General features: G+C 64.8%; 11 protein-coding genes. 2 read left to right on the top strand and 9 right to left on the bottom strand.

The window, feature by feature from the left end; genetic code table 11:
- Positions 1-104: 104 nt before the first annotated feature.
- Entirely contained in the window at positions 105-2,729 is a 2,625-nt protein-coding gene (gene topA, locus ACT5M9_RS05650; RefSeq protein WP_457981095.1) for a type I DNA topoisomerase, read from the top strand.
- A gap of 114 nt (positions 2,730-2,843) precedes the next feature.
- Positions 2,844-3,014: a hypothetical protein gene (locus ACT5M9_RS05645; protein ID WP_438548699.1), complete on the top strand. Its 171-nt coding sequence runs from the start codon at positions 2,844-2,846 to the stop codon at positions 3,012-3,014.
- Positions 3,015-3,023: 9 nt separating this feature from the next.
- On the opposite strand, the gene ACT5M9_RS05640 is transcribed toward ACT5M9_RS05645, so the two are convergent.
- From ACT5M9_RS05640 to ACT5M9_RS05600, 9 genes are all read right to left on the bottom strand, one after another.
- On the bottom strand, positions 3,024-3,380 hold the full coding sequence (locus ACT5M9_RS05640) for an MGMT family protein (RefSeq protein WP_457981654.1): 357 nt from the start codon (positions 3,378-3,380) through the stop codon (positions 3,024-3,026).
- Between the two features lie 67 nt (positions 3,381-3,447).
- Positions 3,448-5,001: a methyl-accepting chemotaxis protein gene (locus ACT5M9_RS05635; RefSeq protein ID WP_457981097.1), complete on the bottom strand. Its 1,554-nt coding sequence runs from the start codon at positions 4,999-5,001 to the stop codon at positions 3,448-3,450.
- 199 nt (positions 5,002-5,200) lie between these two features.
- A complete protein-coding gene (locus ACT5M9_RS05630; protein ID WP_457981099.1) occupies positions 5,201-7,066 on the bottom strand; it encodes a beta-N-acetylhexosaminidase in 1,866 nt (621 codons plus the stop codon).
- Positions 7,051-7,923 (bottom strand): glucosamine kinase nucleotide-binding domain-containing protein, encoded by an 873-nt coding sequence (locus ACT5M9_RS05625; protein WP_457981101.1) that lies wholly within the window; start codon positions 7,921-7,923, stop codon positions 7,051-7,053. The genes ACT5M9_RS05630 and ACT5M9_RS05625 overlap by 16 nt, the downstream gene beginning before the upstream one ends.
- Positions 7,916-9,649, bottom strand: a complete 1,734-nt coding sequence (locus tag ACT5M9_RS05620) for a glycoside hydrolase family 9 protein (protein ID WP_457981103.1) — start codon at positions 9,647-9,649, stop codon at positions 7,916-7,918. Before ACT5M9_RS05620 ends, ACT5M9_RS05625 begins: the two co-directional genes overlap by 8 nt.
- Positions 9,650-9,731: 82 nt before the next feature.
- Positions 9,732-10,724, bottom strand: a complete 993-nt coding sequence (locus ACT5M9_RS05615) for an ABC transporter ATP-binding protein (protein WP_457981105.1) — start codon at positions 10,722-10,724, stop codon at positions 9,732-9,734.
- An 11-nt stretch (positions 10,725-10,735) separates the two neighbouring features.
- Entirely contained in the window at positions 10,736-11,758 is a 1,023-nt protein-coding gene (locus ACT5M9_RS05610; RefSeq protein ID WP_438548705.1) for an ABC transporter ATP-binding protein, read from the bottom strand.
- A complete protein-coding gene (locus tag ACT5M9_RS05605; protein ID WP_457981107.1) occupies positions 11,755-12,675 on the bottom strand; it encodes an ABC transporter permease in 921 nt (306 codons plus the stop codon). Before ACT5M9_RS05605 ends, ACT5M9_RS05610 begins: the two co-directional genes overlap by 4 nt.
- A gap of 1 nt (position 12,676) precedes the next feature.
- Positions 12,677-13,660, bottom strand: a complete 984-nt coding sequence (locus ACT5M9_RS05600; protein ID WP_438548707.1) for an ABC transporter permease — start codon at positions 13,658-13,660, stop codon at positions 12,677-12,679.
- Positions 13,661-13,751: the final 91 nt, after the last annotated feature.

Genomic DNA, 13,751 nt, shown 5'->3' with positions numbered 1-13,751 from the left:
AGCAAATTTGTCGCCAAGATTGCTTTTTCCTGTCAAATCTCTTATACAGCCCCACAAAACCGCACGCCAACCCCGTCGGGTGCAATGAGGATAATAGTTACAGCATGGGCAAATCACTGGTCATCGTGGAGTCTCCGGCCAAGGCCAAGACCATCAACAAATATTTGGGCAAGGACTACGTGGTCAAATCCAGCGTAGGTCATGTGCGGGATCTGCCGACCAGCGGCAGCGCCAGCACGGAGCCCAAAAAACCTGTTATTCGCGGCATCAAGCTCAGCGAATCCGAGAAGGCTGCCAAGGATCGCAATGCCCTGTTCGCACGGATGGGGATCAATCCGACCGCAGGCTGGCAGGCCAACTACCAGATTTTGCCCGGCAAGGAAAAAGTAGTCAGCGAGTTGCAGAGTCTGGCCGCCAAGGCTGACACCATCTATCTCGCAACCGACTTGGATAGAGAAGGGGAGGCGATCGCCTGGCACCTGCGGGAGATCATCGGCGGTGACGAGGATCGCTACAAGCGGGTGGTGTTCAACGAGATCACCAAGACCGCCATCCAGGAGGCCTTCGCCCAGCCGTCCGAGCTGAACATCCATCGCGTCAACGCCCAGCAGGCCCGTCGTTTCCTCGACCGGGTGGTGGGCTACATGGTCTCCCCGCTCTTGTGGAAGAAGCTGGCTCGCGGCCTCTCCGCCGGCCGGGTGCAGTCCGTCGCGGTGCGCCTCATCGTCGACAAGGAGCGCGAGATCAAGGCCTTCGTGCCGGTGGAGTTCTGGGATCTCAACGCAGATCTGCTGACCGGTGACAAGAGCGATCTGCGGATGGAAGTGGTCAGCCGCAACGGGGCCGACTTCAAGCCGGTCACCCAGGCTGAGACCTTCGCCGCCGTCGCCGCCCTGGAAGGGGTCGACTACAAGGTGGTGAACCGGGAAGACAAGCCGACCGGCTCCAAGCCCTCCGCCCCCTTCATCACCTCCACCCTGCAGCAGGCGGCCTCTACCCGTCTGAGCTTCGGGGTGAAGAAGACCATGATGATGGCCCAGCGTCTCTATGAAGCGGGTTACATCACCTATATGCGTACCGACTCCACCAACCTCAGCAAGGAGGCCGTGGAGGCGGTGCGGGAATACATCGGCGAGCAGTATGGCGCCGCCTACCTGCCGGCCGAGCCGAATCTCTACGGTGCCAAGGCCAATGCCCAGGAAGCGCACGAGGCGATCCGTCCCTCCAGCGTCCAGGTCACCGCCGAGATGCTCGAAGGCATGGAGCCGGACGCGATGCGTCTCTATGACCTCATCTGGCGTCAGTTTGTCGCCTGCCAGATGACTCCGGCGCAATACGACTCCTCCACCCTGACCGTCAAGGCCGGTGAGTTCGAGCTCAAGGCCCGTGGCCGTACCCTGCGCTTCGCCGGCTGGACCAAGGCCCTACCCCCCATGGGTCGCAAGGGCGAAGACAGCCAGCTGCCGGCGGTGACCGTCGGCGAGATCCTGAAATTGGTCAAGTTGGATCCCCGTCAGCACTTCACCAAGCCGCCCGCCCGCTTCACCGAAGCGGCCCTGGTGCGCGAGCTGGAGAAGCGCGGCATCGGCCGTCCGTCCACCTACGCCTCCATCATCTCTACCATCGTCGATCGCGGCTATGTGCGGGTCGAGAGCCGCCGTTTCTTCGCCGAGAAGATGGGGGAGATCGTCACCGACCGCCTGGTGGAGAACTTCGTCGAGCTGATGAACTACGAGTTCACCGCCAAGATGGAAGACAAGCTCGACGGCATCGCCGAGGGGAGCTTGGAGTGGAAGAAGGTGCTCGACGCCTTCTACGCCGAGTTCACCCAGGAGCTGGAGCAGGCTGACAAGCCCCATGAAGAGGGGGGCATGCGCGCCAACCAGATGGTGCTGACCGACATCGACTGCCCGGACTGCGGCCGCAAGATGGGGATCCGGACCGCCACCACAGGGGTCTTCCTCGGCTGTTCCGGCTATGCGCTGCCGCCCAAAGAGCGCTGCAAGAAGACCATCAACCTGGTCAGTGCCGACGAGTTCGTCTCCGCCACCGATGACGGTGACGAGGCGGAAACCGAGGCGCTGCGTGCCAAGCACCGCTGCAACGTCTGTGGCACCGCCATGGATGCCTACATCATCGACGACAGCCGCAAGCTGCACGTCTGTGGTCGCAACCCGGACTGCGACGGCTACGAGATCGAGCAGGGCCAGTTCAAGCTCAAGGGCTACGAAGGGCCGAGCATAGAGTGCGACCGCTGCGGATCCGAGATGCAGCTCAAGAACGGCCGCTTCGGCAAGTACATGGGCTGCACCAACGAGACCTGCAAGAACACCCGCAAGATCCTGAAAAACGGTGACATAGCGCCGCCGAAGGAAGATCCGGTGCCGCTGCCCGAGCTGAAATGCACCCAGTCCGATGCGCACTTCGTGCTGCGGGACGGTGCCGCTGGCCTCTTCCTCGCCGCCAGCAACTTCCCGAAATCCCGTGAGACTCGTGCGCCTCTGGTTGAGGAGCTCAAGCGCTTCCGTGACCGCCTCTCGCCCAAGCATCAATACCTGGCGGATGCACCGGCGTCAGATCCTGACGGTAACGCGTCCGTGGTGCGCTTCAGCCGCAAGAGCAAGGAGCAGTACGTGATGACCGAGGTCAACGGCAAGGCGACAGGCTGGACGGCCCATTACGACAACGGGAAATGGCAGGAGAGTCTCGCCAAGGCGAAGAAATCCTGACGCGTTGTGGTTCACACATTGACGAAAGAGGCCCCTCCCAGGGGCCTTTTTATTGGGAGAAGGGGATATACTGAATTGGCTGCATGGATGGCAGCGCAAGACACGGAGGTTGTCATGGAGATACACGAAATCCGGCCGGGCATGACCTGCCTGACCCGTGAAGGAACGGCCTACGTGCTGGAAGTGGACAGACAGAGTCTGCTGGTGTTGCTGCAACGGGAAGATGAAACCATCCCGGTGCAGGTGCGCAGCGACGAGATCCTGGGCCCTCTCGCCAGTGACTGAACGGGATCCCTAGAAGGGGATGAGAAAGAGCAGCTCGGCCAGGTCGGGCTGCCACTGCCACTCCCGCATCCTGACTCGACCGCCGACCACCACCACCCCCTCTTCCTGCAATCGCCCCGTCTGTTCATCGAAGCCTGCCGACCCCTTTGGCAGCGAGATGGTCCCTCCGGCTCCCAGCACCCTATGCCAGGGCAGCACCTTGTCGGTCTCCCGCAGCACCTTGCCCACCAGGCGGGCACGTCCCGGCAGACCGGCGAGATCGGCGACCTGGCCATAGCTCACCACGCGACCGGCGGGGATCAGGGCCAGGATCGCCTCGATACGGGCCACCTTGTTCAAGCTGGATTTTTGGGGATCCATCATCATGGGTCTGGCCGTCTCCTGAAAAAATAGAAGCGCCATTGTGGCGCTTCCGTCGTCTGCGGGGCAAGGGCTAGCCGAAGGTCTGGCTCAGCCCGCGAAGCTCGCGGGCGCGCTGGAGCAGCTCCTGGCTGGAGTCGTCCACCGCCTGCATCTTCTGGCTGTTGGCGCGGGAGTATTGGGAGATCTGATGGATGTTGCGGCTGATCTCCTCCACCACCGCCTGCTGCTGCTCGGCGGCGGCTGCTATCTGGGTCGAGAACTCGGTGACCTGTTCTATCTCCCCCAGCACCAGATGCAGGTTGCCCGAGCCCTGGCGGGTCATCTCGGCGCACTCCCGGGTCTGGGCCAGGTTGTCCTGCATCATGCCCTGCCAGCGCCCCAGGGTGTGCTGGATCTGCTGGATGCTGCCCTGGATCTGCTCGGTCGCCTTGTGGGTGCGGGTGGAGAGGGTGCGCACCTCGTCCGCCACTACGGCGAAGCCGCGGCCCTGCTCGCCGGCGCGGGCCGCCTCGATGGCGGCATTGAGGGCCAGCAGGTTGGTCTGTTCGGCGATGCCCTGAATTTCCCCCATGACGCTGCCGATCCGCTGGGACTCGCTGGCGAGCTCCACTGCGGAGTGGAAGGCCTGTTCCGCCTGGTGTGCCAGCTGCTCCATCTGCCGCTCGGTCTGATCCAGCTGCCGCACCGTGTGCTCACAGCTGCTGCGGGCCTCGGTCACCTGACCGTTGGTGTCCTGGATGTTGCGGGCTATCTCGTGGGCCGTGCTGGCCATCTGGGTCATGGCCGCCGCCATCTGCTGGGTCTGGGCGTCCTGCTCGTTGATGTCGAGGAAGGCCTGATGGGAGGAGTCCTTGAGATCGGTGGCCAGGGTCTGCAGCGGGTGGGTGGCGTCGTTGACCCGCCCGAGCACGGTGCGGATGCGGGCCTGCAGCATCTTCAGGTGAAAATCGGCGATGGCCCCCGGTGCATCCCCCGAGTAGACCAGTCGGGTCAGGCTGTCATATTGCTGGCCAAGCTGCTTGAGGTAGCGCGGCAGCGCGATGAGCTCGCGCCAGTAAGCGCCGGTGACGAGCAGCAGGGGCAGCAGCATCAGCAGCGCCGTCATCACGCCCCGGGTCGCGCCGGCCCAGCCCAGCAACCCCAGCATCAGCCCGGCGAGCAGTATGGGCCTGAAGGGTTGCAGAGAGGGGAGCTTGCGGGTTTCCCCCCGCTCGGCCTTGAGCAGGGCCTGATAGGCCTGGCTCGCCACCTGCTTGAGCCGGGGCTCGGGTTTGCAGCGCACGGACTGGTAGCCGCTTATCTGGCCCTGCTCGTAGATGGGGGTCACATAGGCATCGACCCAGTAGTAGCGGCCATCCTTGCAGCGGTTCTTGACCACGCCGCGCCAGGGGTTGCCCTCCTTGAGGCGATCCCAGAGATCGGCGAAGGCGGCCTTGGGCATGTCGGGATGGCGAACCAGGTTGTGGTTCTGGCCGACCAGCTCATCGACCTGGTAGCCGGCGATGCGGCAGAAGGCGGGATTGGCGTAGGTGATGACGCCGCGCAAGTCCGTGGTGGAGACGAGTTGTACGTCGGCAGGAAACTCCACTTCGCTGTCCACTGTCGGGACGTCTCTGCGGGCCATAAGGATAAGCTCCGATGTTCGTGCTGATTGTTATTGTGGTTTGAGCCGAATGAGCTGGACGTTGTGCGCTTCGTCTGGCTTCATCAGGGGCCTTATTTTGCCAATAAAGGCGGATGAAGAGTAGGGGCTAGGTTGGATTTTTGTTGATTGGTGGTAAAAAAACGGCGACCAAAAGGTCGCCGAAAAGAGAAAGATAACACTACCTCTGTGGCACCCGGTAACGCACCTGCAACTGATCGAGGATCTGCAACTGGCCGGGCAGGCGGGCGACGAAGTGCTCCCATGACTTGTGGGCAGGGGCACTCCAGGCCACCTCGGCCGTGGCCAGCAGGCGTGGGAACAACATATAGTCGAGCCTATCCCGCGAGATGATCTGCTCGGACCATAAGGGGCTCAGCACCCCCAGGATGTTATCGTTGGCATGGAAATCGACAGGGGCCGGGTCACAGGCGTAGACCTGCTCCAGGCTGACGGGACCGGCCCAGTAGAGGCCCGGTTCCTGATAATCATGGCTGTAGGCCTGATCCAGATAGAGCTGCTGGGCGGGGGCCATCACCACGGGATAGCCCTGGCTGGCGGCATCCAGCCCCGCCTGGAAGTTGGTCCAGGCGAAGACGGTGGCATCCCGGCTCACCTTGTCCCCGTGCAGCATCTCCTCCCATCCCAGCATCTTCTTGCCCCTGGCGGCCAGGTATTGCTGGCAGTGGCGCAGCACATGGCCCTGCAGCTCGCGGCAATCCTGATAGCCCTCCCGCTGCATCAGCTGCTGGCAGGCCGGGCTGTCGGTCCAGACCCCGTGGGGCACTTCGTCCCCCCCCATGTGGATCTGCTCCCCGGGGAAGAGGGCACACACCTCGTCCATCACCTTGTCCAGGAACTCGTAGGTGCCGGGCAGCGCCGGGTTGAGCACGTTGTCATCGAAGAACTGCACCGACAGGTAGCGGGAGTGGTCCGCCTCTTCCCGCAGCAGCTCGGGCAGCGCCTTGATGGCGGCGTGGCAGTGACCGGGGATGTCGATCTCCGGGATGATGGTGATGCCCAGTCCGGCGGCATAGGCCACCAGTTCGCGCACCTCGCTCTGGGTGTAGTAACCGCCGTAAGGGTCCGGCCCGCCGCTCAGCTGGGGATCCACTGCCAGGCCGTGACCGCGCCAGGCCGCCACCTCGGTCAGTTGCGGGAAGGCCTTGATCTCGAGGCGCCAGCCCTCGTCATCGGTCAGGTGCCAGTGGAAGCGATTAAACTTGTAGAGGCTCATCTGCTTGAGCAGCCGCTTGATGGTGGCAATGGAATGGAAGTGGCGGGAGCAGTCGAGGAAGACGCCGCGAAAACCGAAGCGGGGCTCGTCGACGAGCTCGAGGCAGGGCAGGCTCTCCCCGTGCTGCAGCGCCCACTGGGCCAGGCTCACGAGGCCGTGGCGCCAGCCCGCCTCACCCGCCGCCTGGATCACTACCTCACGGGGGCTGATGGAGAGCTTGTAGGCCTCGGGGGCCAGGGGGGCCTCGACGAGGTGGATCTCGGCATCGTGATCCTGGCTGAGGGCCAGCCCCGTCAGCTCGTTGAAGTGGGCAAGCAGGGGGGTGAGGGGCAGGGGGCCGCTCACATGGGCCCGCTCCGCCAGCCGGAAGTTGCCCTCCGGCAACAGCAGATGGGCGGGCTGGGGCACTATGCCGTTGGCGGGTTCAACCTCGGGCAGCTCGGGGGCAACGGCGGGCTGTGGCGGCAGGCCGAGGGCCTGGCTTGCCAGGGTTACCGGCAGCAACCTGGGGCCGGTGGCCGTGTCGCTGAGGCTCAGGAAGAAGCCCTGGGGCAGATCCGAGTCACGCTTGATGGGGGTGCTGCGACAGCAAAAACGCAGCTCGCTGCCCCCCTCCAGGGGGACGAGCACCTTGTAGCTGCCGCTCTGGCGCTCCAGGGTACCACCTTCGACCGAGCTGGCATCGATCTGCCGCGGCAGGCAGAAGTGCAGCTTCCAGGGGCCGCTCGGCAGCTGGCTCAGGGTGAAACGGAACCAGACATCATCACCGTCGCGTCGGTCAACTTGGGTATGGATCAGGGGTGCAGACATGGAAATTCCTCTGATTGGGCGAACAGGATGGCTCCCTCGAGGGCATCTGCCTTGGGGGGAACCAGGTGGAGGTGGGACAGGCGGGGGGCCAGGCGAGTGCCGACGCCGCCGAGCAGGGCTATCTGTCTGGCACCCAGCTGCCGCATCCCCATGAGCAGGGTGTCGAGCTGGGCGCAGGTCTCGTCCAGCAGCTGGCAGGCGAGCTCGTCCCCGTCGCTGGCGGCATCGAACACCCAGGGGGTGAAGCGGCCGTAATCCGCCGGGATGGCGCGACTCGCCCAGCGCACCACCTCGGCCTGATCCCGCTTGAAGTGATCCAGCAGGCGCACGGCGAGCAGGCTGGGGGGCAGGATGCCATCGTGGCAGAGCAGGGCCTGCTGCAGGGCGCGCAGCCCGAGCCAGGCGCCGCTGCCGAGATCCGAGATGGGGAAGCCGCGGCCGGAGCAGGTGCGCAGCCGCCCCTCCCGGTAGATGAGCCCGGCCGAGCCGGTGCCGGCGATGAGGATGGCCCCCTCCCGTCCGCCAAAGGCGCCGAGGCAGGCGCCGAAGGCATCTGAGGTGAGTTTCACGCTGGCATAGGGGAAGGGCATGGCCAGGAGGGCGTGGTAGCAGTCGGCGAGCTCGGCGGAGGCGAGCGCCAGTCCCACCCCCATCTGCTGCTCGGCCTCCTTGCCGAGGCCTGCCTCGACGCGGGCCTGATCGATGGCGGCCAGCACGTTGGCGTGGGCGAGCTCGATGCCGAGCTCCAGATTGGAGCCCGCCGCCCGGCCCTCACCCAGCAGTTTTCCCGTCTTGCTGCGGATACGGGCCCGGGTGTGGGTGCCGCCGCCGTCTACACCGACCCAGTACTCAATCATGCAGGCCTCCGAGGGTGCTCTGCCAGCTGATGGCCAGGGCGAACCAGGCGGCGTGGGGGATCCACTGCTCTCCCCAGCGCCAGTTCTGATCCAGCCTCTCCTTGTAGGCGTCCGGGATGAAGGCCAGATCCGCCTCGTCGTCGAACCCGGCGGTGATGCCGTTGCAGATCCCGCCGAGGGCATTGGGATAGCCGGCGGTGTAGCTCGGGTTGTTGATGCCGTGCCCCGCCAGCATGCAGGCGTTGAAGGGGTTTTGCCCCAAAATCCAGTCGAGCTGTCGCTGGCCGAAAGTCATCAGGGGTTTACGCTGCTGCGGCAGCACGCGGGCAGCGGCAAATGTCATGGCGGCCAGGGAGGCCAGGCGGGCGTTCTCCCCCTGCCACCAGTAACCGGATTCGTTGTGGTGGGGCATAAAGAAGCTGATGCGCGCCGCCTCGTCGACGCCCTTCACATATTGGCGGGCGAGGGCGAAGGGATTGCCCGCCTGAGCGGCCAGCGCCAGCTCGGCCGCCAGCGCCTGCTGCACCACGGTTTGCACCCTGGCCTTGCGCTCGGGATCCGGCTCAATCTCCAGATATTCCAGCAGGGCTAGCACCGGCAGGCCCGCCTCGGCGGCGTGATAGTAGGGTCGCGTGCCATCCTCGTTGGCTGACCAGTAGTGACCGAGCTCCGAGTGCGGACGTTGACGCTGGCACAGCTTGCCGGCCCTCTCCCTGGCCTCCCCCAGCCAGCCCTGGCCCAGGGTGCGGGTCAGCTCGATGGCGGCGAGCAGGGCGCAGTAGTCGTCGATGATGTTCTCGCAGCCATCATCCAGATAGGCGAGGTTGTGCTCGCGCAGGTGCAGGAAGCCGCGGCTGGCGGCCTCGGCGTAGTGGCTGGCATCGAAATCACCGACCGCAGGCTCCCGGGCGGCCCGGGCCAGGGCGGCGATGGCGAGTCCCCCCCCTTGCCGGAACCCCGCCTGCCACTCCTTCGACTTGAGCCCCTGCTGGGTGGCGTAGGCGCACAATTCGCGCTGCTCGGGATCCTTGCTCCACTTGTCGAACAGGGTCATGTAGAAGAAGCCGCTCTCGTCTTGCATCCGGCAGAGGAAGTCCGCCCCGTGCAGGGCCTCGTCGCCGAGCCGTTTGCACAGGTTCAGGCCGTCGATGTCGGTGCGCCCTGAGAGCAGTTCCCGGCACTTGAGCAGGGCCCAGACCACCATGGGAGTCTGCTGGGGGTTGAGGAAGTTCGCATAGGAGAGGTGGCTTAAGTACTTGCTCATGTCGCCGCTGGCATCGAACCAGCCGCCGCGCACATCCCGGCGCTGGTCGGTGCCAAACAGGCGGGCCTGGCGATCGGCCCTGTCGAAGGCGCCGCTGGCCCGCTGGCCCTTGAAGTAATGCACCACATCGGAGAGGCAAGTGTGGCTCAGCAGCTGGGGGCCGATGGCGAAGCGGGGGGAGCGGGTGACGGAGGGGGCCGTCTCCCCCTCGCTCAGGGTGACGGCCTCCAGCCGGTAGTGACCGGGCTCCCTGAAGGCGCTGAAGTCGGCGCGCCAGAAGCGGCGGCCCTGCCAGCCGGGGACCTGGCCCGCGGCCTGCAGCTCGGTCTCGAACAGGATCTGGCCATCGTCCAGACGCAGCAGCCGCACCCGGCCGTCGAGGGCCTGCTCCGGGGAGCCCTGCAGCAGGGCCACCTTGTGACCGTCGCAGTCGTAGCCCACCTGATTGATCAAGAGTTCCATCGAAGATTGACTCCCCTGGCCTGCCGCAGCAGGCGAGGCGGTTGGCGGGCCTCACGGGCCCGCAGTGAAACGGTAGGCTGGCTCAGTCGTACAGGTAGCAGCGCACGAAGTGGTTGTCGGCGAGCTTGGTCACCGGCGGCAGGCTCTCCTTGCAGCGAGCCATGGCCTGGTGGCAGCGACCGGCGAAGGGGCAGCCGCGAGAGTGCGGGGTCCAGAGCGGGATCTCCCCCTTGCGGCCCCCCTCCAGCTCGGCGTGGATGCTCTTCTCCGGATCCGGTACCGCCGAGATGAGCAGCTGGGTGTAGGGGTGCTGGGGGTGGTGCAGGATCTCGTCTACCTCCCCCCACTCCACCATGTGGCCCACGTACATGACCGCGAGATCTTCCGCCACATAGCGGGCGGTGGCGATGTCGTGGGTGATGTAGAGCATGGAGACGCCGAGCTCGTTCTTCATCTGCTCCATCAGGTTGAGGATGCCGATGCGAATGGAGACGTCGAGCATGGAGGTGGGCTCGTCTGCCAGCACCACTTCCGCCTCCACCGCCAGGTTGCGGGCGATGTTGACCCGCTGGCGCTGGCCGCCGGAGAGCTGGTGCGGGTACTTGGCCGCCGTCGCCTTGGCCGGGGTCAGCCCCACCTTCTCCAGCAGGGTGTAGACCATGTCCGGCAGGTCTCTCTTGTCGAGCACCTTGCTGTGCAGCAGCAGGGGGCGGGCGATGTGGTGGTAGATGGTGTGGGTCGGATTCAGCGAACCGAAGGGATCCTGCCACACCATCTGCACGCTCTGGCGGTAGTCGAGCAGGGCGGTGCCCTTGTCGAACTCCTCCAGATCCCGGCCGCGATAGAGGATGCGGCCGCTGGAGAGCTTGTACATCTTGGCGATGATCTTGGCGATGGTGCTCTTGCCAGAGCCGGACTCACCCACCACCGCCAGGGCGCGACCCCGGTGCAGGTTGAAGGTGATGTCGGACAGGGCCCGCATCTTGCCACTCTTGATGGCATTGGAGTTGACGGGGAAGTCCTTGTAGAGATGCTGGACCTCGATGATGGGGGCGTCGGTTTGGGCGATTTGCATGACAGACATCCTTAACAGCCAGCGGCCTTGTCCAGATAGATCGGAAGATCCTGTTGTTGCTCCGCCGCGTCATAGAGGTGGCAGGCGGTCTGTTGTCCCGGCCGGATCTCGGCCAGTCGGGTGTATTCCTGGCGGCAGCGCTCGTGTACCCGGTTGCAACGGGCCTGGAAGCGGCAGCCGACCGGCACCTCCAGCAGGTTGAGCGGCGTGCCCGGGATCCCTTCCAGCACGGTCTTCGGGCCGTGCAGGGGCGGGAAGGAGTTGCCGAGCCCCCGGGTGTAGGGGTGCAGGGGCGCGCTCAGGATCGCCTTGGAGGGCGCTATCTCGATGAGCTCGCCGGCGTACATGATGCCGATGCGATCGCAGAACTCGACCATGAGGGACAGGTCGTGTGTGATGAAGAGGATGGAGAAGTTGAACTTCTCCTTCAGGGCATAGACCTTCTGCAGGATCTCCCGCTGCACCACCACGTCCAGCGCCGTGGTGGGCTCGTCCATGATCAGCAGCTCGGGGTTGAGGGCCATGGCGATGGCGATCACCAGCCGCTGGCGCATGCCGCCGGAGAACTGGTGCGGGTAGTCCTTGAGCCGGCTAGGGTGGATGTCGACGATCTCCAGCAGCTCTTTCGCGCGCTTGATCGCCTCGTAGCGGGTCAGACCGGGGTTGTGGGCCAGCAGCACGTCGCAGAACTGCTCCTCCATGCGCAGCACGGGGTTCAGCGCATTCATGGCGGACTGGAACACCACGCTCGCCTGGCGCCAACGGTAGCTGCGCAGCCGCTCGTCGCCAAAGTGCAGGATGTTCTCCCCCTTGAACAGGATCTCGCCGCCGCTGATGTAGGCGGGCGGCTTGTGCAGCCTGGCCACCGAGAAGGCGACCGTGGACTTGCCGCAGCCGGACTCGCCGGCGAGGCCGAACACCTCCCCCGGCATGATGTCAAAGCTGACCGAGTTGACGGCGCGCACGTCGCCGTTCTCGGTGATGTAGTCGACGCAGAGCTGGCGCACCGACAGCAGGGGTTGTTGCGAGGTCATGCTGTCTTCTCCTGTGCGGCCGTAGCGGTGACTGGGGCTGGGGCGGCGAGTTTCTTCCAGCGATTGAGGCCCTTGTGGGATCGCAGTTGTGGGTTCGCTATCTCGTCGATGGCGAAGTTGAGCATGGCGAGGCCGGCGCCCAGGGTCGCGATGGCGAAGCAGGGGGCCAGGATCTCCCACCAGGCGCCCACCAGGATGGCGCTCGAGGTCTGGGCGTTGTAGAGCATGATGCCCCAGCTCACCACGGTCGGATCGCCGAGCCCCAGGAATTCCAGGGTCGCCTCGGTGACGATGGCGTAGATGATGGAGCCGATGAAGCTCACGCCGATGATGGAGATGAGGTTCGGCAGTATCTCCACCAAAATGATGCGCCAGGCCGGCTCACCCAGCACCTCGGCGGCGATGACGAACTCCTTCTCCCGCAGGGCCAGGGTCTGGGCGCGGATCACCCGGGCGCCGTAGGCCCAGGAGGTAAAGCCTATGATGAGGGCTATCACCGTCGGTGACGCCTCCCCGATAAAGCTTGCGAGCACCAGTAATAACGGGAGGTTAGGGATCACCAGCACCACGTTCATCAGGAAGGTGAGGCACTCGTCCACCACGCCGCCGAAGTAGCCGGCGGTGATCCCCACCGTGATGGCGAGGGCGCAGACCAGCAGGCCCGCCCCGAACCCCACCAGCAGGGAGATGCGGGCACCGTGGGTGAACTGGGACCAGAGATCGTGGCCCATGCGGTTGGAGCCCATCACCAGCTCCACGCTGGGGGGCTGGTGCGGGCGGGCGACCCGCTTGGTGGGCTCGTTGCTGGCGAGCAGCGGGGCGAACAGCGCCATCAACACGAAGGTGACGACGATGGCGAGGCCGAAGGCCGCCTTCTTGTTGCCCAGCAGGATTTTTAAAATAGTCGGCATACGCATCTTATTTGCCTCCTGTACGCAGACGGGGATCCAGGAAGACATAGAGCACGTCCGCCAGGAAGTTGAAGCTGAGCATGGTGATGGTCATGATGAGCAACTGGCCCTGAATGAGGGGGTAGTCGCGGGCGAGGATGCCCTGATAGAGCGTCAGGCCGAGACCGGGATAGTTGAAGATCACCTCGGTGATGAGAGAGCCGCCGATGACGAACCCCAGCGCCATGGAGAGGGCAGTGACGCTCGGCAGCACGGCGTTGCGGGCGCCGTAGTTGAAGATCACCCGGTTGCTGGAGAGCCCCTTGGCCTTGGCCATGGTGATGTAGTCCTCACCCAGCAGGTTGATCATGTTGTTGCGCATGGTGATGAGGAAGCCCCCCACCTGCACCATGGCCAGGGTGCCCACCGGCATGATGGCGTGCAGCATGATGCTCTTGATGTGCTCCCAGCCGAAATCGGCCTTGATCTCCGGGCTGTAGGCGTAGCCGATGGGCAGCCAGCCGAGGCTGACCCCGAACAGGAAGAGGGCGAGCAGGGAGACCACCACGGGAGGGATGGCCTGCATCACCAGGGTGAGCGGGGAGAGGATGCTGTCCATGCGTCCCCCCCGGTACCAGGCGGCGAAGATGCCGACGATGGAGCCGATGGAGAAGCTCAGAATGGTGGAGGTGCCCACCAGGAACAGGGTCCAGCCGATGGCGCGGCCGAGTACATCTGCCACTGGCTGTGGGTAGTAGCGCACCGAGGTGCCGAGATCCCAGGTGAAGACGCTCTTCACATAGGTGAGAAATTGGGTGCCGATGGGGCCGTCAACGAAGCCGAAGGTGGCTTTGAGGGCTTCCAGGGCGGCGGGTTCCATCATGGCGCCGGCCCGGGCGAACATGACGGAGACGGGATCCCCCGGCATGGCTCTGGGCAACAGGAAGTTGATGGTAGCGGCCACCAGGAAGGCGACCAAATAGAAGGAGAAACGTCTGAGTATAAATCCCATGGTGATACCTTTTACTGCAAGCCTGCCCCGCGCCGGGCAAAGCTACCCCAACCCCGCGAGAGCCGGGGGATGAAGTGAGGGCGGGGAAGAG

The organism is Aeromonas sp. AE23HZ002T15 (genome assembly GCF_054165525.2).
This window is presented reverse-complemented; position numbering and strand designations above follow the sequence as displayed.